Annotated in this window: 15 protein-coding genes; 12 read left to right on the top strand and 3 right to left on the bottom strand. The window is 73.6% G+C overall.

The window, feature by feature from the left end:
* Positions 1-97: 97 nt before the first annotated feature.
* From MicB006_RS16045 to MicB006_RS16030, 4 genes are all read left to right on the top strand, one after another.
* The gene (locus MicB006_RS16045; RefSeq protein ID WP_073831339.1) at positions 98-571 is read left to right on the top strand and encodes an NfeD family protein; all 474 of its coding nucleotides are present in this window, start codon (positions 98-100) and stop codon (positions 569-571) included.
* Positions 572-576: 5 nt separating this feature from the next.
* Positions 577-1,683: an SPFH domain-containing protein gene (locus MicB006_RS16040; RefSeq protein WP_116507147.1), complete on the top strand. Its 1,107-nt coding sequence runs from the start codon at positions 577-579 to the stop codon at positions 1,681-1,683.
* A 128-nt stretch (positions 1,684-1,811) separates the two neighbouring features.
* A complete protein-coding gene (locus MicB006_RS16035; protein WP_116507146.1) occupies positions 1,812-2,615 on the top strand; it encodes a hypothetical protein in 804 nt (267 codons plus the stop codon).
* A 91-nt stretch (positions 2,616-2,706) separates the two neighbouring features.
* The gene (locus tag MicB006_RS16030) at positions 2,707-4,908 is read left to right on the top strand and encodes a transglycosylase domain-containing protein (RefSeq protein ID WP_225980386.1); all 2,202 of its coding nucleotides are present in this window, start codon (positions 2,707-2,709) and stop codon (positions 4,906-4,908) included.
* A gap of 69 nt (positions 4,909-4,977) precedes the next feature.
* Here MicB006_RS16030 and MicB006_RS16025 read toward each other — a convergent pair whose 3' ends face one another.
* Positions 4,978-5,589 carry a thymidylate kinase gene (locus tag MicB006_RS16025; protein ID WP_116507142.1) on the bottom strand — a complete coding sequence of 204 codons (612 nt, stop codon included), beginning with the start codon at positions 5,587-5,589 and terminating at the stop codon, positions 4,978-4,980.
* Positions 5,590-5,923: 334 nt separating this feature from the next.
* On the opposite strand from MicB006_RS16025, the gene MicB006_RS16020 reads away from it, so the two are divergent.
* The 4 genes from MicB006_RS16020 to MicB006_RS16005 all read left to right on the top strand — a co-directional run bounded on the left by MicB006_RS16020 (position 5,924) and on the right by MicB006_RS16005 (position 12,286).
* Positions 5,924-7,021: a TOMM precursor leader peptide-binding protein gene (locus tag MicB006_RS16020; protein ID WP_073831335.1), complete on the top strand. Its 1,098-nt coding sequence runs from the start codon at positions 5,924-5,926 to the stop codon at positions 7,019-7,021.
* Between the two features lie 10 nt (positions 7,022-7,031).
* A complete protein-coding gene (locus MicB006_RS16015) occupies positions 7,032-8,339 on the top strand; it encodes a hypothetical protein (protein ID WP_116507140.1) in 1,308 nt (435 codons plus the stop codon).
* A gap of 162 nt (positions 8,340-8,501) precedes the next feature.
* On the top strand, positions 8,502-11,582 hold the full coding sequence (locus MicB006_RS16010) for a BTAD domain-containing putative transcriptional regulator (RefSeq protein WP_161565933.1): 3,081 nt from the start codon (positions 8,502-8,504) through the stop codon (positions 11,580-11,582).
* A gap of 143 nt (positions 11,583-11,725) precedes the next feature.
* Positions 11,726-12,286, top strand: coding sequence for a dihydrofolate reductase family protein (locus tag MicB006_RS16005; protein WP_116507138.1), 561 nt, complete (start codon positions 11,726-11,728; stop codon positions 12,284-12,286).
* A gap of 4 nt (positions 12,287-12,290) precedes the next feature.
* On the opposite strand, the gene MicB006_RS16000 is transcribed toward MicB006_RS16005, so the two are convergent.
* A complete protein-coding gene (locus tag MicB006_RS16000) occupies positions 12,291-14,123 on the bottom strand; it encodes a thiamine pyrophosphate-requiring protein (RefSeq protein WP_116507136.1) in 1,833 nt (610 codons plus the stop codon).
* Positions 14,124-14,223: 100 nt separating this feature from the next.
* Here MicB006_RS16000 and MicB006_RS15995 point away from each other — a divergent pair, with 100 nt between their 5' ends.
* The 3 genes from MicB006_RS15995 (at position 14,224) to MicB006_RS15985 (ending at position 18,394) form a co-directional block, all read left to right on the top strand.
* A complete protein-coding gene (locus MicB006_RS15995) occupies positions 14,224-15,036 on the top strand; it encodes an RNA methyltransferase (RefSeq protein ID WP_225980818.1) in 813 nt (270 codons plus the stop codon).
* A gap of 44 nt (positions 15,037-15,080) precedes the next feature.
* Positions 15,081-16,532: an argininosuccinate synthase gene (gene argG / locus MicB006_RS15990; protein ID WP_116507134.1), complete on the top strand. Its 1,452-nt coding sequence runs from the start codon at positions 15,081-15,083 to the stop codon at positions 16,530-16,532.
* 77 nt (positions 16,533-16,609) lie between these two features.
* On the top strand, positions 16,610-18,394 hold the full coding sequence (locus MicB006_RS15985) for a PucR family transcriptional regulator (protein WP_073831328.1): 1,785 nt from the start codon (positions 16,610-16,612) through the stop codon (positions 18,392-18,394).
* 241 nt (positions 18,395-18,635) lie between these two features.
* On the opposite strand, the gene MicB006_RS15980 is transcribed toward MicB006_RS15985, so the two are convergent.
* Positions 18,636-19,985 (bottom strand): hypothetical protein, encoded by a 1,350-nt coding sequence (locus tag MicB006_RS15980; protein WP_116507133.1) that lies wholly within the window; start codon positions 19,983-19,985, stop codon positions 18,636-18,638.
* An 88-nt stretch (positions 19,986-20,073) separates the two neighbouring features.
* Between MicB006_RS15980 and murD the strand changes: the two genes are divergently transcribed.
* Positions 20,074-21,420, top strand: coding sequence for a UDP-N-acetylmuramoyl-L-alanine--D-glutamate ligase (gene murD / locus MicB006_RS15975; RefSeq protein ID WP_116507131.1), 1,347 nt, complete (start codon positions 20,074-20,076; stop codon positions 21,418-21,420).
* Position 21,421 lies beyond the last annotated feature (1 nt).

The raw sequence follows: 21,421 nt of genomic DNA, 5'->3' as shown, positions 1-21,421 counted from the left end.
TCGTCCTCCTCGTCGGCGGGCGGCGCGGTACGCCGAGCCGAGCCTAGCGATCATGACAGTTCGATGACACGTGCGTTGACGTGTCAGGATTGTTCTCGTGGACGCCGTGTTCTGGATCGTTCTGGGTGTGGTATTAGCGGTCGCCGAGATCTTCACGACGACGCTCTTCCTGATCATGTTCGGGGTCGGAGCGTTCGCCGCTGCCGGCGCCGCGGCGCTCGGTGCGCCGGTGGCGCTGCAGGCGGTGATCTTCGCCGTGGTGTCGGCGTTGTCGGTGGCGGTGGTCCGGCCGGTGGTCCGGCGGCACGCGCGGCCGGCGATCGAGACCGGGGAGCAGCCGTTCGGGGTCGAGGCGCTGGAGGGGGCCACCGCTGTGGTCCTGGAGCCGGTCGATGCCGAGCGCGGCATGATCAAGATTGACGGTGAGCTGTGGACGGCCCGCTCGTACGACGCGACGCGCGCGTACGCCGAGGGTGAGCGGGTGCAGGTGATCAAGGTCCGGGGCGCTACCGCCCTGGTATGGCAGGACGACATTTCTCCCCCGGGCGAGCTGCCCGAAGCGAAAAGGTGAACGGTATGGAGTTTCTGGCGATCCTGATGATCGCGGTGGCGTTGATCGGTGTGGTGACGCTGTTCAAGGCGGTACGGATCGTGCCGCAGCAGCGGCAGGGCGTGGTGGAGCGGCTGGGCCGGTACAAGCGCACCCTGAACCCGGGCCTCAACCTGCTGGTGCCGTTCGTGGACGCGGTGCGCACCAAGGTCGACATGCGCGAGCAGGTGGTCAGCTTCCCGCCCCAGCCGGTGATCACCTCCGACAACCTGGTCGTCTCGATCGACACGGTGCTCTACTTCAAGGTGGTCGACTCGGTTCGCGCCACCTACGAGATCTCCAACTTCCTCCAGGCGATCGAGCAGCTCACCGTCACCACGCTGCGTAACGTGATCGGCTCGCTGGACCTGGAGCGCGCGCTGACCAGCCGCGAGGAGATCAACCGGCACCTGTCCGGCGTGCTGGACGAGACCACCGGCCGCTGGGGCATCAAGGTGACCCGGGTCGAGATCAAGGCGATCGAGCCGCCGCCGAGCATCCGCGACTCCATGGAGAAGCAGATGCGCGCCGAGCGGGACCGCCGTGCCGCGATCCTCAACGCCGAGGGCCACAAGCAGTCGCAGATCCTCACTGCCGAGGGTGAGAAGCAGGCCGCGGTGCTGCGCGCCGACGGTGACCGGCAGGCCCGGATCCTGCAGGCGGAGGGCCAGGCGAAGGCGATCCGTACCGTCTTCGACGCGATCCACACCGCCAACCCGAGCCAGAAGGTGCTGGCCTACCAGTACCTCCAGGCGCTGCCGCAGATCGCCAACGGCACGGCCAACAAGGTCTGGATCGTCCCGACCGAGCTGACCAAGGCCCTGGAGGGCATGGGCGGCGCGCTGGGCGGGCTGGCCAACATGGTCGGCGACCAGCCCTCGCCGGAGGCTGCCAAGAGCGCCGGCGAGGTCGAGCGGGAGGCCGCCGAGGCGGCCCAGGCCGCGGCCATCGCGGCCCAGGAGATCCACGACGAGGTACGTGTGGCGGAGGCGCAGGCCACCGGCGGCAACACCCCGCAGGGTCTGCCCGCGCCGGAGCCGGTGTCACCGGCCAGCCTGGTGAACGACCCGGCGGACCAGCGCGAGCGGGGCTGACCGGCAAATCCGAGAATCCCTCATGCGGCGCTCCGGCGGCTGCCACCATCGGTTTCAGGACGGGTGGTGAGCAGGGCCGGAGCGCCGTTGCGTGTCCCGGGCCGCCCGCGGCGCGAACGAGGTGAGGCATGAAGGACCCGGCGAACCGGCTGTTCTCCCGTACCCCGGTCCCCGGTGCGCACGACCCCGCCGGGCCGATCGGCTCCCGGCGTACCGGAGGGGGTTTCGGGGTCCTGCCGTTCGTCTCCGAGTCCGGCCGCGGCGCGCCGGCCACCGACGCGACCTGGGCCTGGTCGGTCCGCCGGTTCGCCCGCGCGGCGGTCTGGCTGCTGCCGGCGTACGCGGTGCTCTACGGCCTGGTGGCGATGGCCAGCGACGGCGGGGTGGGCAACGACCCGTACCCGGCCGACGGCCGGCCGCTCTACCTGGTCGGCTGGGTCGCCTCGGTGTGGCTCGGGCTGCTCGCCCTGCTCGCGCTCACCGGCCTGCTCGCCGCCACCCGCTGCCGCCGGATCGCGCTGGCCGGGCTGCTGTGCAGCATCGGCGGGATGGTGCTGATGCTCCCGTTCGCCGGCCTGGCCGAGCAGACGCCCGTGTTCGGCGTGACCGCGCGGGGCATCGTGCTGTTCGGCGCCACCCTCTACAGCGTGGGCTGGTTCCTGACCGGCTGGTCCGTCGCCCGGTCCGGGATGTTCTCCTACGGCGACGGGACCATGCTGATGATCGCCGCCCCGCTGCTCGGCCTGGGCGGCGCGCTGATCGGCTCGCTCCAGACGTTCGGCGCGATCTTCGTGCTGGTCGCCGGCATCGGCATCGGCTACCGCAGCGGCCGCCTGGTGCCCGAGACCATCGCCCGGGACGCCGCAGCGGCCAGCGTCGCCGCCGCACCGGTGCCGCCCGCGTCACCGAAGGGCCCACTCGGGGCGGGCTGACCGTTTCTTCAGCTGGGCGGTCGCCGTGAAGTAACTGACAGTTGCCTGGCGAGGTGGCCGGTAGGCGGCTTTCGTGGCAATCCTTGCGACCATGCCGTCTCCCAGGTCGCCGCTGTCGCGGCTGTTCACCGTGCTGCTGGCCGGCCTGCTCGCCGGGCTCGTCCTCGCGGTCGCCGCGCTTCCCGCCGGACTGCTCGGCGGGTTCGCCGCCCGGGCGGCGCTCGGCGCGTACGCGGACCTGCCCGACGCGCTGCGCACGCCGGCCCAGCCGCAGCGCTCCTACCTCTACGCCAACGACGGCAAGACGCTGATCACCACGTTCTACGACGTGAACCGCACCGACGTGTCGCTGGACGAGATCGCCCCGGTGATGCGGCAGGCGATCATCGCGGCCGAGGACCGGCGGTTCTACTCGCACGGCGGCGCGGACCTGCGCGGCATCGCCCGGGCGCTGGTGGCGAACGTCAAGGGCGGCGGCACCGAGCAGGGCGGCTCCACGCTGACCATGCAGTACGTCCGCAACGTGCTCAAGACCGACCCGAACCGCACAGCGGAGGAGCGGCAGGCCGCCACCGAGCAGACCGTCGGGCGCAAGCTCCAGGAGATCCGGTACGCGAACGCGCTGGAGCAGTCGCTGTCCAAGGACGAGATCCTCAACCGCTACCTGAACATCGCGTACTTCGGTTCCGGCGCGTACGGCGTCGCCGCCGCGAGCCAGCGCTACTTCGGCAAGGCCCCGGCCGACCTGACGCTGGGCGAGGCTGCGCTGCTGGCCGGTCTGGTCCAGTCGCCGGAGGCGTACAGCCCGATCGACGGCGACCTCGACCAGGCGCTGGCCCGCCGGGCGTACGTGCTGGACGCGATGGCCGAGACCGGAGCGATCACCGCCCAGCAAGCCGCGGCGGCGAAGGCGCAGGCGCCCACGCTGCGCCCGACCGCCCAGCCCAACGGCTGCACCGCCACCGCCCAGGGCCACGACGACTGGGGCTTCTTCTGCGACTACCTGCGCCGCTGGTGGCTCACCCAGCCCGCCTTCGGCAGCACCCCCGAGGAGCGCGAGCAGGCGCTGCGCCGGGGCGGCTACCGGGTCGTCACCACGCTCGACCCGGCGATCCAGGAGACCGCGCAGGAGCAGGCCACCAAGGTCTACGGGTACGGCAACAAGCGCGCGCTGCCGATCGCGGCGGTCGAGCCCGGCACCGGCCGGGTGCTCGCCATGGCGGTGAACCGGCACTACAGCCTCGACGACAACCCCGCCGGGCAGGCCAACTACCCGAACACTGTCAACCCGCTGATCTCCGGCGGCGCCAGCGTCGACGGCTACCAGGCCGGCTCGACGTTCAAGATGTTCACCATGCTGGCCGCGCTGGAGGCCGGCAAGCCGCTGTCCACCGGCTTCGACGCGCCGAGCCGCCTGCCCACCCGGTACGCCTCGGACGACGAGGGCAACTGCGACGGCACCTGGTGCCCGGCGAACGCCAACCCGCAGTGGATGGACGGCTACCGGATGATGTGGGACGGCTTCGGCCGCTCCGTCAACACGTACTTCGTCTGGCTCGCCGAGCAGGTCGGCGAGGACAAGGTGGTGGAGATGGCGCAGCGCCTCGGCATCACCTTCCGGGCCGGCTCCGACGCCGCGTTCGCCCGCGACCACGCCGCCGACTGGGGCGCGTTCACGCTGGGCGTGGCCGCCACCACCCCGCTCGACCTGGCGAACGCGTACGCGACGGTGGCCGCCGAGGGCACGTACTGCGCGCCGCTGCCGGTGGTCTCGGTGACCACGCCCGACGGCGGGACCGTCGACGTGGGGCAGCCGGAGTGCAAGCGGGTCCTCGAACCGGACGTGGCCCGGGCCGCCACCGACGCGGCCCGCTGCCCGGTCGGCCAGCAGTCCGCGTTCGAGCAGTGCAACGGCGGCACCGCCACCGCCGTCGACCGGATCGTCGGCCGCCCGGTCGCCGGCAAGACCGGCAGCTCGGAGCGGAACGCCACGGAGACGTTCGTCGGGTACACCCCGCAGGTCGCCGTGGCCGGCATCGCCGCCAACCCGGACGACGTCACCGACCTGGTCGGCTCCGCCGTGCAGGCGAAGGTGATCGACGCGGTGGCGCGGACCATCAGGACGGCGGTCACCGGCGAGCCGGAGCGCGATTTCACCGCCCCCAGCCGGAAGCTCGTCGGCGACCCGCAGCGTCCGCAGCCGCCCCGGCGGACCGAGCCGGACCGCCGCGAGCAGCGCGAGGACCGCGAGCTGCCCTCCGACGTGCTCCGCTGGCTGCGCGACCGCGGGTAAGGAAGGGCCCCTTCTTAACGCCTCCGGTAGTAAAGGGGCCCCTTCTTAACGCCGCCCCGCACGCACGACTCAATGCCGCGCCGGAACCACGATCGCGGCCACGGCCGCGTCGAGGGCTGCGGCCACCTCGTCCGGCGTGCCGTCGCCGTCGAGCGTGACGAACGAGCCGAACTCCGGCAACGCCCGGTACGCGGCGTCCAGCGCGCACAGGTGCGCCAGTTCCTCGGTGTCGATGCCGCGCGCGGCCACCCGCTGCCGGGCCACCTCGGGGGAGGTGGCCAGGAAGCACACCACCGCCGGGCGCGGGAAGACCGCGTACGCGGCGCGCACCACGCGCCGTCCCCGGTCGCCCCGGGCCGCCATGATCACGTCCTGGCACCAGGTCCACCGGTCCAGCACGGCCACCCGGCCGGTCAGGCGGGCCACCGCCACGGTCCGGGCCATCGCCGCCGCGCGCACCGTCGCCTCCAGCGCCGGATAGACGGTACGACCGAACAGCGCCACCCCGTCCGTCCGGCCGAGCGCCCGGGCCAGCCGGTTCCACAGCGGCCGCCCACCGGCGTTCTCGAAGTACCGCGCCCGGACACCCCGCCGGCGCAGCCGTTCGGCCAGCGCCTTCGCCTGGGTGGTCTTGCCGGAGCCGTCGACACCGATCAACGCGATCATCACAGGTCGGGCCACGCACCCGGATGCTAGCGGCGCCCGCCAACGGCCGTTGATGATCGACTTGTGATCGACCGGTGACGCTTGGCGACAGGCTTGGGCTCGCCTTCCGCGGTACTGCGGAGGGCGTACCCGAATCGAGGAGGCGTCCATGGAGAAGGCCACGATCGAGCAGGCCGGCAAGAAGAAGCTCTCGCTGAAGGTCCGCAAGCTGGAGCGGCTGGAGACCACCGTCATCCGCGAGAGCAACGGCGCCTGATCCGCGTCGGCACCCCGGTCGCCGCCACGTACCGGCGGCGGCCGGGGTGCCGCTTTCCCGCCTTCCGCCGAGCATTGTGAGGTTGCGGTACCCATGCTCAAGCCGCGCATCAAGAGTGTCCACGAGCCCTACACCCTGCCGGGGAACCGGCTGATCATCGGTCTGATGCAGTACGGCGTCGCGTCGGAGATCCAGGACGACGAGGACGGTACGATCGCCCGCATCCTGACGTTGCTCGACGGCACCCGGTACGTGTGGGAGGTCTGCGCGGACCTCGCCGAGACGCACCCGGGCATCGACGAGGACAGCGTCCGCGAGGTGGTGGACCAGCTCATCGCGCAGGGCTTCGTCGAGGACGCGGCGGCCCCGCTGCCCGACGGGTTCACAGTGGAGGCCGCGCAGCGCTACGACCGGGCCCGGCACTTCTACGCCTGGATCGACACCCAGCCGCGCCGTTCGCCCTTCGAGGTTCAGGCGCGCATCGGGCGGGCCCGGGTCTCCGTACTCGGTCTCGGCGGCACCGGTACGGCGGTCGCGGCCGGACTCGTCGCCAGCGGCGTCGGCGGCCTGCACTGCGCCGACTTCGACGTGATCGACCAGCCGAACCTGACCCGCCAGCTGCTCTACACCGAGAGCGACCTCGGCCAGCCGAAGGTGAAGGTCGCCGTGGACCGGCTGCGGGCGATGAACTCGCACGTCGAGGTCACCGGGGAGGAGTGCCGCGTCCGCTCCGCCGACGACCTGGTGCCGCTGATGAACGGGCGGGACGCCTTCGTCCTCTGCGCGGACCGGCCCGTCGACCAGATCCAGGACTGGACGAACGAGGCGGCCCTGCGTACCGGCACTCCGTGGTTCATGGCGCTCTACACCGGCCCGATGACAGTGGTCGGCTCGTTCCTTCCGGGCCGTACCGGGTGCTACACGTGCCTGCGGCGACGGCCGGACAAGCACGAGATCCAGACCGACGGCACGCCACTGCGCGGAGGGGAACGACCGAACGCGGTGATCGCCGCCACCGCGAACGTGACAGGTCACCTCTGCGCGCTGGAGGTGCTCTATTACCTCGGCGGGCTGCCCCAGCAGGTCGCCGGGCGGGTCTTCCACCAGAACGCCGCGCGCTGGGACCACCACTACTTCATCGACGTGCCGCGAGACCCGGACTGCCCCTCGTGCGGTCCGCGCGGCGCGTGAGGACCGGGCGATGACGACCACCGGGACCGAGGCCGCGCCGGACCTGAGCGCCGCGACGCGGGTACGGTTCCACCCGCTGCGGATCCGGCCGTCCGACGACGACCCGGACTCGGTGGTGGTGGGCCGGCCGGAGGTCGGCGAGTTCGTGGAGCTGCCCGCGATCGGCGCCCGCGCCGTCGAGCTGCTCGACGGCGGAGCGCCGATCGGCGTGGCCGAGGAACGGATCGCCGCCGAGCACGACGTGGACCTCGACCTCGTGGACCTGGTGCTCGCGCTGCGGGAGGCGGGCCTGGTGGCCGAGGTCGACGGCCGGCCCACCGGCGGCGCCCGCCGCGAGGACCGGCCGCATCTGCCCTGGCTGCGGGCCCGGCACGTGCGCTGGCTGTTCGGCCCCGCGGCGAAGGTGGCCTACGTCGCGCTGGTCGCGGCGACGCTGGCCACCGTGGTACGCCGTCCCGAGCTGCTGCCCTCGTACCGGGACTTCTTCTGGACCGGCTACGTCGGTCTCGCCGTGCTCGTGAACACCGCGCTGTTCTCCGTGACGGCCGTTCTGCACGAGTTCAGTCACCTGGTCGCGGCCCGTTCGCTGGACGCGCCGGCCCGGATCCGCTTCGCCACCCGGCTGCACCACCTGGTCCTGGAGACCGACGTGACAGCGATCTGGTCGGTGCCGCGCCGCCACCGGTACCGCGTCTATCTCAGCGGCCTGCTGTGGGATTTCGCCGTCGTGTGCGCCGCGCTGCTGGTGATGGCGTACGCCCGGCCGCATCCGCTCGTCGACGGGCTGCTGTCCGCCGTCGTCCTGGTGATCGTCATGTCGATGGCGCTGCAACTGCACGTCTACATGCGCACCGACTGCTACTTCGTCCTGCTGGACCTGCTGCGGTGCCGCAACCTGTTCCAGGACGGCTTCGCGTACGCCCGGCACCTGTTGCGCCGGGGTCTGCACGCGGCGTTTCCCGGCCGGGTGGCGGCGTCCGCCGGGGACCCCACCGGCGTCCTGCCGCCGCACGAGCGGCGCGCGGTGCGGATCTACGCGCTGGCGGTGGTGGCGGGCAGCGCTGTCGCGCTGTCCAGCTTCGTCCTGTTCGGAATTCCGATCGTCGCGCACGGCGCGATCCAGGCGGGCTCGGCCGTGCTGGCCGGCGCGACCGGCGGAAGCCTGCTCGCGGCCGTGGACGGCGCGCTCGTCCTGCTCGTCGAGGGCACGCTCCAGGCGATGTTCCTGGTCACGTTCTACCGGCGTCATTCGCGACGACGCCGGGCGTGGGCCGCCTCCGGCCCGGCGCCGCACACCGCGCCGGAGCCGATCGGCTGACCGGCGGCGACGACCGGCCACAGTGGTGCGTCCCCCCGGCCACCGCTGGTACGCGTCACCCCCTGACCTCGCGCGAACTCGTCTAGGGTGGGGCCGGAGGGCGATCATGAAGTGGTCGCCCGGGTCCGCGCGCTTCGGGGGGAGCGAATGGTGCCGGCGGTCATGTTTCGGCTGCTCGGCCCGGTCGAGGTGTGCTTCGACGACCGGACGGTCCGCGTCGGTGGCCCGCGCAGTCAGGCAATGCTCGCCGCGTTGCTGCTGGAAGCCAACCGGATCGTCCCGGTGTCCCGCCTCATGGACGCCGCGTGGGGCAGCCATCCGCCGGCGAGCGCGGACGTCCAGGTCCGCAACCGGGTCGCGGCGGCGCGACGGGCGCTGCGCGCCGCCGGTCTGCCCGGCGACGTGATCGGCACCCACGGCTCCGGATACCTGCTCACCGTCGCCGACGGTCAGCTCGACCTGGACGTCTTCGAGGAACGGGTACGCCGGGCCGAGGGGCGACTCGACCAGGGCGGCGCCCCGGAGGAGGCGTTGTCCGGGCTGCGCGAGGCGCTGGCGATGTGGCGCGGTCCGGCGCTCGACGGCCTGCGTACGCCGGCGCTCACCGCCGCGGCGCAGCGTCTCGACGAGCGGCGGATGACAGTGGTCGAGCGCTGCCTCGGCCTGGAGCTGGGCCTCGGCCGGTACGACAGCGTCATCGGCCGGCTCACCGAACTGGTCGAGGCGTACCCGTGGCGGGAGTCGCTCGTGGGCCAGCTCATGCGGGCCCTCTACCTGGCGGACCGGCAGGGCGAGGCGCTGGACCGGTTCGACCAGTTGCGCCGTCGCCTGGCCGAGGAGCTCGGCGTCGACCCGACGGCGCAGCTGACCCGGCTACGCGACCTGATCCTGCGCAACGACCCCAGCCTGCGGGCGGCACCCGACGCCGGGCCGGTCGTCGCGCCGCCGGACCGCCCGGCCGCCTCCGGAACGCGCCCGGCCGCCGCCGCTCAACACGGAGCCGCCGGACCGGACGGGGCCGCACGCCCGCCGGTCCGGATGCTTCCGGCGGGCCTCACCGACTTCGTCGGCCGGGAGGAGCAGATCGCGGCGGTCCTGGAGTGGCTTCCGGATCGGCCGGCGGTCGCGGTGACGGCGATCAGCGGCCTGCCCGGCGTCGGCAAGACCACGCTGGCGGTCCGGATCGCCCACCAGCTCGGCGCGGCGTACCCCGGTCCGCACCTGTACGTCGACCTGAACGGGCACGACCATCCGTCGCCTCCGGTGGAGGTGCTCGGGCGGTTCCTGCGGGCGCTCGGCGTACCCGGCGCGGAGATCCCCGCGGACCTGGAGGAACGCGCCGCGCTGTTCCGGGGCGCGATGGCCGAGCGGCCCGGTCTGGTGCTGCTGGACAACGCGGCCGACGCGGCGCAGGTGCGCCCCCTGCTGCCCGGGACGGACACCGTCGTGCTGGTCACGAGCCGGCGCGCGCTCGTCGACGTCGACGGCGCCTACCAGCTGCGGCTGGACCCGCTGCCCGAGGCGGACGCACTGCGGCTGCTCGCCGGCATCATCGGCGCGGACCGCGTCGCTGCCGAACCCGGCTCCGCGTCGGACGTCGTCCACCACTGCGGACTGCTGCCGCTGGCGGTGCGGATCGCGGGCGCCCGGCTGGCGATACCCGGCGTGCCGTCGCTGCGGCAGGCGGCGGCGCAGCTCGCCGAACTCTCGCACCGGCTGGACCACCTCACCCGCGCCGACCGCAGCGTACGGGCGGCGTTCCACTCGGCGTACGTGGCGCTGGACGAGCCGGCCCGGCGGCTGCTGCGCCGGTTCGCGGTGCTGGACCTCGACCGGGCCCCGCCGTGGCTGCCCGGCGTCCTGCTCGACGACGAGGCGGGCGCGGCGGACGCGGTCACCGGCCTGGTCGAGGCCAACCTGGTCGAGGTGACCGGGCCGGACGAGCTGGGCCAGGTCCGCTATCACCTCCACGATCTGGTCCGCGCCTTCGCCCGGGAGCGCGCCGCGCGGGAGGAGGGGCCGCGGGAACGGCCGGAGGTGCTGCGGCGTGTCTTCGGCACCTGGCTGACGCTGGTCGAGCAGGCCCGGGTGGCGCTGAGTCACGAGGGCGGCGCCGCCATCGTCGCCGACCTGCCGAGGTCACCGGCGCCCACCGGCGAGCACCTGAGCGACCCGAAGCGCTGGTTCAGCGCCGAACGGGCCGCCCTGCTGGACAGCGTCGAGCAGGCCGCCGCGACGCCCGGCCTGGAGGACTACTCCTGGGCGCTGGCCTGGCACTGCGACTACTACCTGTTCGTCGACGCCCGGCTGGACGAGCTGACCCGGGTCACCGAGACCGGGCTGGCGGCCGCCGAGCGCCGGCGGCACCCCGAGGGGATCGCCCGGCTCCGGCTCTGCGTGGCGTTCGCGGCCCTGCTGCGCAGTGACCTGGAGGCCGCGCTCGGCTACGCGCAGGCCGCCGCCGCGGCGGCCGAGCCGCTCGCCCAACCCTGGCTGCGGGCCGACATCGCCGGGGTCGAGAACCAGGTGTACGAGGGACTGGGTGACCGGGCGTCGGCACGCGCCAGCCTGGTCCGCTCCATCGAGCTGTACCAGGAAGCCGGTGACGAGGTCGCCGCCGGACCGAAACTCGTCCGGCTGGGCGTACTCCAGTTGCAGGAAGGCGATCCGGCCGCCGGGGACACGCTCGCCCGGGCCGTCGCGCTGCTGCGGGCCGCCGGCACGCCCCGGCCGCTCGCGTTCGGCCTGCGCGCGTCGGGCCGCTGGCACGACCACCGCGGCGCGGTGGACGAGGCCCGGGCGGCGTACCTGGAAGCCCTGGATCTGGTCCGGCGGCACGGTGACCGGCTCGGTGAGGTGGCGCTGCTCAGCGAGGTCGCCGCGATGCTCGCGGGGCACGGCCGGCTGGGCGAGGCGGCCGGGTACGCCGACACCGCCCTGGAGCAGGCCCGCAAGACGCGGGTCGCGGCGTACCTGGCCTACGCCCGGTACGCCCAGGGACGGATCAGCCTGATGTCGGGCGAGCCGGCGCGGGCGCGGGTCCTGCTCGAACAGGCGGCCGACGACCTGACGGCCAGCCCGCCGCTGCAGGTGGAGGCCCTGATGGACCTGGCCCGGGCGGTGGAACGGCTGACCGGGGCCGAGGCGGCCCGGGACGTCTGGCGGCGCGCCCACGCGGTGGCTGCCCGGATCGGGGCCACTGCCACGGCGGACGAGATCGAGCGGCGGCTGGCCGGACCGTAGCCTGGCCTGGAGGGACCAGCCGGCCGGGAGCGGTCAGCCCGGCCGGGAGTCGTCGGGGCCGGGTTGTCGGATCCGGCCGGACGGCTCCGACCCACCGGCGAGCGCGCCCGACCGGGACGCGCCGCAACGCGGAGGAACACATCATGGGCACTGTCATCTACTGGGTGCACACGTCGGTCGACGGCTTCATCGAGGGGCCGAACGGCGAGTTCGACTGGCCGGAGATGGGGGAGGAGCTGTCCGCGTACTCGATGGACCTGTCCGAGCGGGCCGCCGCCTTCGTCTACGGGCGGCGGGTGTGGGAGATGATGGCCGCCTACTGGCCGCAGGTCGAGTCGATCTCCGACCATCCACACGACCTGGCGTTCGCGCCGATCTGGCGGCGTACCCCGAAGGTCGTGGTCTCCCGCACGCTCGCCGAGGCCGGCCACGGCGCCGTGGTGGTCGGCGGCGGCGACCTGGCGAAGGAGTTCGCCGAGGTCCGCGAGCGGTTCCCCGGTGACCTGCTGCTCACCGGCGGCACCGGCGCGGCGACGGCGCTGGCCGCGCTCGGGCTCGTCGACGAGTTCCAGGTGATCGTGCACCCGGTGGTGCTCGGCGGCGGGCGGCAGGTGCTGCCCGGCCTGGCCCGGCAGAGCCTGCGGTTGGTCGGGACGCGCACCTTCGACGGGCGGTCGGTGCTGCTGCGCTACGCGCGGGCCTGACGGGTCAGCGCCCCCGGCGGCGGGGCCGGTACGTGGCGAGCACCGCCGGTACGCCGCGGCGCACGATGCCGGCCCGGTCGCTGTCCCCGCGCCCGGCCGCCGCGGCGGTCTTGCGGGCCTGCTCGGCGGTGAAGTGCGGCGGCAGCATCAGCTCGGCCGGGTCCACCACCGCGTTCACCACCACCGGGCGGTCCGCGTCGAGCACCCGCTGCCACAAGCCGCCCACCCGGCCGGCGGAGTCGACAAGCTCGCCGCCGAGCCCCAGCACCTCCGCCCACCTGTGGTACGCCACGTCGGGCAGGTCCTGGCTGTCCGGGAACATCGGCGTGCCCTCGCCGGACCGCTGCTCCCAGCTGACGAACGCCAGGTCCCGGTTGTTGAGCACCAGCACCACGAACCGGGGGTCGGACCACTCCCGCCAGTACTTCGCCACCGTGATCAGCTCGTTGACGCCGTTCATCTGCATCGCCCCGTCGCCGAGCAGCGCGATCACCGGGCGGTCCGGGTGGGCGAACTTCGCCGCCAGCGCGTACGGCATCCCGCCGCCCATGGAGAGCAGCGTGCCGGAGAGGCTGGCCAGCATGCCGGGGCGGACCCGCACGTGGCGGGCGTACCAGGCGGTGGCGGTGCCGCAGTCCACAGCGAGCATGGCGTCGCCTGGCAGCGCGTCGTCGAGCGTGGCGAACAGCGACTGCGGGTTGACCGGGTCGGCCGGCTGGGCGGCGACCTCGCGTTGGGAGGCCCGCCACTTGCCGGTGGCGTCGGCGATCGTGGCCCGCCAGGCGGTCGGGCCCGGCCCCGGACCCAGCTCCCTGAGCAGGGCGCGCAGCGTCGGCCCGGCGTCACCGGTCAGGTTCACCTCGGTCGGGTAGCGCAGCCCCATCCGGGTGCCGTCGATGTCGATCTGCACCGCCCGGGCCTGGCCCTCAGGCGGGTAGAACTCCGAGTACGGCATCTGGCTGCCGACGATTAGCAGCCGGTCGCACTCGCGCATGAGCTGCCAGCTCGGGCGGCTGCCGAGCAGGCCGATCGCGCCGGTCACCCAGGGCTGGCGGTGGTCGACGGCGGCGAAGCCGAGCAGCGCGGTGGCGACCCCGGCGCCGAGCCGGTCGGCGATCCGGCGTACCTCGTCCTCCGCGCCCAGCGCGCCCTGCCCGACCAGCATCGCCACCCGCTCGCCGCCGCGCAGCACCTCGGCGGCACGGCGCACGTCGGCCTCCGGCGGCACTGTCGGCGTGCTGCTCGGCACCGCGCTGGTGTGGTAGTAGCCGTGGGCGTGCGGCGGGTGCGGCACCGCCGGCAGGTCCTGCACGTCGGAGGGGAGGACCAGGGCGGTCACGGTACGCCGGGCCAGCGCGGTGCGGCAGGCCCGGTCCACCAGGTGCCGGGCCTGGGACGGGTCGTCGAGCTGGGCCAGGAAGGCCGAGGCCACGTCCTTGTAGAGCGAGAGCAGGTCCACTTCCTGGTAGTAGCCGCCGCCCTCGGCGGGCAGCGCGGTGTGCCCGAGCAGCGCGACCACCGGCTGGTGGTCCAGCTTGGCGTCGTAGAGGCCGTTGAGGGCGTGGATCGCGCCCGGGCCGCTGGTCACCACCACGCAGCCGAGCGGGCCGCCGCCGTACTTGACGTGCGCGCCGGCCGCGAAACCGGCGGTCTCCTCGTGCCGGACCTGGATGAACCGGGCACGCCCCTCGGCGCGTTGCAGCGCCGAGGTCATGCCGTTGATCCCGTCGCCCGGGTAGCCGTAGTAGCGGTGCACACCCCATTCGGCGAGCCGGGCCACCAGGTAGTCGGCAACTGTGGCGTCGCGGGGGAGGTTGCCGTCGTGATCCGCGCCCATCGTGGTCCCTCCGTCGCGTCGGCCTTCGGCTCCGTTCCCCGCCCGGGGCGGTGGAAACCCGGCCCGTGCCGGGGCGACCGGGCGGGCCGGGCAGAATCGCCTGGTGCCCGTCCACGAGATCACCGACCCCGACGACGACCGGATCGCCGACTACCGCGCGCTCACCGACGTGGAGCTGCGTACGCGCTGGGAACCGCCGCACGGGCTGTTCATCGCCGAGGGGGAACTGGTGCTGCGGCGGGCGCTGCGGGCCGGCTACCCGGCCCGGTCGTACCTGGTCGACGCCAAGCGGGTGGACCAGCTCGCCGACCTCGACACCGGCGACACCCCGGTGTACGCGGCCACGCCGGACGTGCTCCAGCGGGCCACCGGCTTCCACGTGCACCGGGGCGTGCTCGCGTCGTTCCACCGCAGGCCGCTGCCGTCGGCCGACGAGGTGCTGGCCGCCGCCCGGCGGGTGGTGATCCTGGAGGACGTCAACAACCACACGAACCTGGGCGCGATCTTCCGGGGCGCTGCCGCGCTCGGCGTCGACGCGGTGCTGCTGTCCCCGACCTGCGCCGACCCGCTCTACCGGCGCAGCGTACGGGTCAGCATGGGCGAGGTGTTCGCGGTCCCGTACGCGAAGCTCGACAGCTGGCCCGCGGGGCTGGACCAGGTCCGGGCGGCCGGGTTCACGGTGCTCGCCATGACGCCCGCGCCTGATGCCGTACCGATGCAGCGGCTGACCCCGGCGCAGCGGGGGCGGGCGGCGTTGCTGCTCGGGGCGGAGGGGCCGGGGCTGACCGCGGCGGCGCAGGCGGCCAGCGACGTGCGGGTGGTGATCCCGATGCGGCGCGGCGTGGACTCGCTGAACGTGGCCGCCGCCGCGGCGGTGGCGTTCTGGGAGCTGGGGCGCGACGACCTGCTCTGACGTACGGCTTGCATGACCATGCGAGAGGGTGCATAATCTTCCTTGTGTCCAAGGTTCTCACCTCCCTGCCCATCGGCGAACGTGTCGGCATCGCCTTCTCCGGCGGCCTCGACACCTCGGTCGCGGTCGCGTGGATGCGCGACAAGGGCGCCGTCCCGTGCGCCTACACCGCCGACATCGGCCAGTACGACGAGCCCGACATCGCCTCGGTGCCCGGCCGCGCCCACACCTACGGCGCCGAGGTCGCCCGGCTCGTCGACTGCCGCGCTGCCCTGGTCGAGGAAGGGCTGGCGGCGCTGACCTGCGGCGCCTTCCACATCCGCTCCGGCGGGCGGGCCTACTTCAACACCACCCCGCTGGGCCGGGCCGTGACCGGCACGCTGCTCGTGCGGGCGATGATCGCCGACGACGTGCAGATCTGGGGCGACGGCTCGACGTTCAAGGGCAACGACATCGAGCGGTTCTACCGCTACGGCCTGCTGGCCAACCCGCAGCTGCGGATCTACAAGCCGTGGCTGGACACCGACTTCGTCACCGAACTGGGCGGCCGCACCGAGATGTCGGAGTGGCTGCTGGAGCGCGGCCTGCCGTATCGGGACAGCACCGAGAAGGCGTACTCCACCGACGCCAACATCTGGGGCGCCACCCACGAGGCCAAGACGCTCGAACACCTCGACACCGGCATCGAGACGGTCGAGCCGATCATGGGCGTGAAGTTCTGGGACCCGTCCGTGGAGATCCCCACCGAGGACGTCACCATCGGCTTCGACCAGGGCCGCCCCGTGACGATCAACGGCAAGGAGTTCGGCAGCGCCGTCGACCTGGTGCTGGAGGCCAACGCCATCGGCGGCCGGCACGGCCTGGGCATGTCCGACCAGATCGAGAACCGGATCATCGAGGCCAAGAGCCGGGGCATCTACGAGGCGCCCGGCATGGCGCTGCTGCACGCCGCGTACGAGCGGCTGGTGAACGCCATCCACAACGAGGACACGCTGGCGAACTACCACAACGAGGGCCGTCGCCTCGGCCGCCTCATGTACGAGGGCCGCTGGCTGGACCCGCAGGCGCTGATGCTGCGCGAGTCGCTGCAGCGCTGGGTCGGCACGGCGGTCACCGGCGAGGTCACGCTGCGGCTGCGCCGGGGCGAGGACTACTCGATCCTCGACACCACCGGCCCGGCGTTCAGCTACCACCCGGACAAGCTGTCGATGGAGCGCACCCAGGACTCGGCGTTCGGCCCGGCCGACCGGATCGGCCAGCTCACCATGCGCAACCTCGACATCGCCGACTCCCGCGCCAAGCTGGAGCAGTACGCCTCCGTCGGCATGGTCGGCGGCGGCAACCCGCAGCGGGTCGTGGGCGCCGCCCAGGCCGCCTCGACCGGGCTGATCGGCGCCATGCCGCAGGGCGGCGCCGAGGCCATCGCGTCCCGGGGCGTGCCCACGGCCGAGGACGAGGCGCTCGACCGGGCCGCCATGGAGTTCGGCGTCGACTGATCCCGCAGTCGGCCGGCTCGTCCTCCCCGGCGAGCCGGCCGGTGCGGCCCTCGGCAACGACGGTGACGCAGGGTAGCGTGTCGCCCGTGTTCCCTACCGTGCGTGAGGTCCTGGACCTGGTGCCCATGCGCCACGGTGCGCCGCGCCTGGTCGCCGGGAACGCCGGGCTGGACCGGCCGGTACGGTGGGTGCACATCGCCGAGGTGCCCGACATCGCCACCCTGCTGGGCGGCGGGGAGCTGGTCCTGACCACCGGGATCGGGCTGCCGACCGACGACGCCGGGCTGCGCGAGTTCATCGGCACCCTGGCCGACGTCGGCGCCTCCGGACTGGTGGTCGAGCTCGGCCGCCGGTACCTCACCGGTGTGCCCCGGGTGATGGCCGCCGCCGCCGAACGCCGCGGCCTGCCCCTGGTCGAGTTGCGCCGGGGCACCCCGTTCGTCCGGATCACCGAGGCGGTCCACGGCCTGATCGTGGACGCCCAGCTCACCGAGCTGCGCGCCACCGAGGAGATCCACCAGCGGTTCACCGACCTGTCCGTCGAGGGCGCCGAACCGGCCGAGGTGCTGCGGCAGGCCGCCGAACTGGCCGGCTGCCCGATGGTGCTGGAGAACCTGTCCCGGCAGGTGCTCGCGTACGACCCGGCGGGGGAGAACGCGGAGCTGCTGCTGGACGGCTGGGAACAGCACTCCCGGCAGATCCGCCCGGCCGGGCGCACCGCGTACGACCCGGGCAGCGGCTGGCTCGTCACCACAGTCGGGGCGCGCGGACAGGACTGGGGACGGCTGCTGCTGCGCTGGCCGGTCGCCGAGTCCACCCCGCCGACCCGGCTGACCATCCTCATCGAGCGGGCCGCCTCCACGCTGGCCCTGGGGCGGCTGATCCGGCGCGACGCCGAGGGCCTGGAACGGCAGATCCACCGCACGCTGCTGACCGCGCTCATCGACCACTCCCGCCCGGTGGACGAGGTGGCGCTGCGCGCCAAGGCGCTCGGCGTCGTCCTGGACCGCCGGCACCTGGTCGGCGTGGTGGTCCGGCACCGTGGGGACGAGCCGGCCGCCGACGCCGGCCCGGGCGCCGACGCCGACCCCGAGGCCGGCCCGGCCCGCCTGCGCGACCTCGCCGAGGCGGTCGGCCAGGCCGTGCGGGACGCCAAACTCACCGCCCTGACCAGCGCCGTCGACGACCATGCGGTGGGGGCGCTGCTGGCACTGCCCGACGCGGCCGCCGAGGAGAAGGCACTCGCCGCATTCGCCACGGCGTTGCGCCGGGTACGCCTCGACGCCGCACCCGCCCGCCCTCCGGCCTCTCGCCCCTCGGATCCGGCCGACAGGTCCCCGCAGTCCGGTCGGTCCGCGGCCGACCGCTCGGCGTCCGGACGGCCGGCGCGGCCGGTCGAGGTCCCGTCGCGGCCGACGATCGTGGTGGCGGCCGGTTCCGGCGTGGGCAGTCTGCGCGAGGCGCGCCGCTCACTTGTCGAGGCGCGCCAGATCGCCGAGGCGGCCCGGCGGGACCCGCGTGACCTGCCCTGCTACCGGTTGCCGCACGTCGGGCTGGCCGGTTTGCTGCACCTGCTGCGCGACGAGCCCCGGTTGCAGACGTTCGTCGAGCGTGAACTCGGGCCGCTGCTCACGTACGACGCCCAGCACCCCCGCGAGCAGTTGCTCGGCACGCTGCGCGCATACCTGGAGCAGGGGCGGAACAAGTCGGCCGGGGCGGCCGCGGCGCACCTGTCCCGGCCGGCCTTCTACGAGCGGCTGGCCCGGATCGGCCGCATCCTCGACGCCGACCTGGACTCGGTCGACAGGTGCCTCTCCCTGCACGTGGCCCTGCTGGCCCTGGACGCCATCCGCACCCCCTGACCCACGCACCCGCCCCCCGGCCGGGCTGATCTCGCCGATCTTGGAGTTGTGGCGCCCAAGATGCCCAGAATCACGGCTTATGCGCGCCGCCACAACTCCAAGATCGATGGGGCCGAGGCGGTGATCATGAGGTTAGGCCGGTGTTTCGCCCGAATTCGCCCCGCCAACTTCATGATCGACGGGGCGGGGCGGGCCGGGGCGAGGACCGGGTGGGGCGGGGTGGGGCGAGGACCGGGCGGGGTCAGGTTAGGGCGGTGAGGGCCTTGGCGTAGAGGGCGGGGACGAAGTTCGGGCCGCCGGGGGTGAACACGTCGGAGGTCGCCGCCGCCTGCCAGGCGGTGTCGGGCAGGGCCGCGACCAGGGCGCGTACCACCGGGGCGTCGCGCCACTGGTCCTGCTGGGCGAGCAGGCTCAGCGCCACGACCGACTCCTCCACCTCGCCGACGCACTCGAACGGCTTGTGCCCGTCGACGCCGAGCAGCTCCCGGTAGCCGGGCACCTGGGACTCGTCGGCCAGCAGGTCGCCGCCGAAGATGCCGGTCAGCCGCTCCCGGGGCATGAACGGCGCCATGGCCAGGAACACGAAGCGGCACTTCGGGCAGTCCCGGCACCAGCGCTCGCTCGCGTCGCGCAGCTTGAACGCGGCGTTGCAGCTGGTCACCACCGCGTCGTACCGGTCGATCTCGGCGAACAGCCGGGCGATGTGCAGCTCGGACAGGGAGCGCAGCAGCGAGAAGTACGGCTCGGTGAGCCCGGCGTGCTCGGCCAGCGCCGCGCGCAGCAGCCCTTCCGCCTCGACGCCCTTGGACCACTGGTGGTTGATCTCGTGGCCCTGCCAGCTCAGGTTCGGTTCGGACGCCGAGCGCTCATTGGACATCACCACCGGGCCGAGGCCGTGCAGCACGGCGGTGGCGACCGCGATCAGCGAGTTGATCGCGGTGACCGGGATGTGCCCGTTGCGGGCGCCAGCGGCGTTCAGCTCGAACAGCACCGGGTCCAGCCGCCGCCGGGCGGCCAGCGGCACCAGGTCGGACGCCTCGTTCACCGACACGATCACGTGGTTCGGGTTGACCGAGAAGGGCACCGGGTCGAGGCCGGCGCGGCGCAGCGCCTCCAGCGTGACGATGGAGTCCTTGCCGCCGCCCACCGCCGACAGCGGACGGCGGTCGGAGTTGTCCAGCGGCGTCGCCGGGTCCACCGTCCCGGCGGGCACCTCGGGGCGCAGTTCCAGCACGTACGGCAGGTCGTTGCGGTACGCGTACTCGGCGAGGCCCTTGGTGTAGACGGCGGTGACCAGCTCGACGGCGGCGGCGCCCAGCGGCGCGGGCAGCACCAGCCGGGGCGGCGCGGCGGCCTTGTAGTAGCTGACGCCGGCGACGACGTGCAGCAGCTCCAGGACCCGCGCCAGGGTGGCCGCGGTGGCGTCGGAGACCGGCTCGGACGGCAGCGGAAGCGTGATCACCTCGGTGAATCGCTGCTCGCCGTCGGGACCGGTCAGGGCGTAGTCGAACAGGACCTCGCCGGTGGCGAAGTCGATCGAGTAGGACGGGAAGGTGAAGGCGTCCATCCGCCGCAGCTGCTCGTTGGGCACACGCCATACTAGGCCCTGGTTCGTCCGCCCGTGTCCGGCTGGGCCGACCCCCGACCGCCGTGCACCGACCGAGTTCCGAGGAGAGCCCGTGCGCCTGTCTGATCTGCGCGGACGTCATGTCGCCGTCTGGGGCGCCGGCCGCGAGGGCCGGGCCGCGGTGACCGCGATCGCCGCGCACGGGCCGGCCGGCCTGGTCGTCGTCGACGACAGCGCCAACTTCCTCACCCTGCCCTGGGAGGGCCCGCTCGCCGACGCGGCGCCGCTCGTGACCGGCGAGGAGGGCTTCGACCGGCTGGCCGCCGCGGACGTCGTGGTCCGCTCGCCCGGGGTGCCGAACACCCACCCGTGGATGGTGGAGCTGCGCCGCCGGTCCGTGCCGGTGACCCAGGGCAGCGCGCTGTGGATGGGCGACCACGCGGACCGGACCGTCGGGGTGACCGGCAGCAAGGGCAAGAGCACCACGTCCAGCCTGATCAGCCACCTGCTCACCGCGATGGACCGGCCGAACGTGTTCGGCGGCAACATCGGGGTGCCGTTGCTGGACCTGCCGGAGGCGGAGCTGTACGTGCTGGAGCTGTCCAGCTACCAGTGCGCCGACCTGACCGACTCGCCCCGGGTGGCGGTGGTGACCGCGCTGTTCCCCGAGCACCTGGACGCGCACGGCGGTGAGCGGGAGTACTACCGGGACAAGCTGAACCTGATCGCGCACGGACCGCACGCCGTCGTCGTCAACGGCGCCGACCCGCGCCTGGCGGCGGAACTGGGTGACCGGCCCGCGATCCGGGCCGGCTCGCCGGACACCACGCACGTGGCGACCGGCCCGGACGGTGCGCAGTGGTTCCACCTGCGGGACACGCCGCTGTTCCCGCGCGCGGTGCTGCCGCTGGTCGGGCGGCACAACGAGGGCAACCTCTGCGTCGCGCTCGCCGTGCTGGACGCGCTCGGCGTCGACGTGGTGGCGCGCAAGGACAGCCTCGCCGTCGCGGTCGCCGAGTTCCAGGGCCTGGCGCACCGGCTCACCGAGATCGCCGACCAGTCCGGGCTGACGTTCGTCGACGACACGCTCGCGACCAGCCCGTACGCGGCCATGCACGCGATCGACGCGTACGAGGGGCGGCCGCTGACGGTGATCGTCGGCGGCGCCGACCGGGGGCTGGACTACAGCCCGCTGCGCGCGCACCTGGCCGATCGGGAGATCACCGTGATCGGCGTGCCGGACAGCGGCCCCCGCATCGTGGAGGCGCTGTCCGGGCTGCCGTCGGTGCGTACCGAGCTGGCCGACGACCTGGTCGCCGCCGTCGGGCTGTCCCGCAAGCTCACCCCGGCCGGCGGGGTGGTGCTGCTGTCCCCGGCCGCGCCCAGCTACGGCCGGTTCCGCAACTTCGAGCACCGCTCCGAGGTGTTCGCGCAGGCGGTGGCGGACACCGCCCGCTGAG

Source organism: Micromonospora sp. B006 (genome assembly GCF_003408515.1).
GTDB lineage: Bacteria > Actinomycetota > Actinomycetes > Mycobacteriales > Micromonosporaceae > Micromonospora > Micromonospora echinospora_A.
Note: the sequence above shows the minus strand (reverse complement) of the source record. Positions and strands in the feature narration are given on the sequence as shown.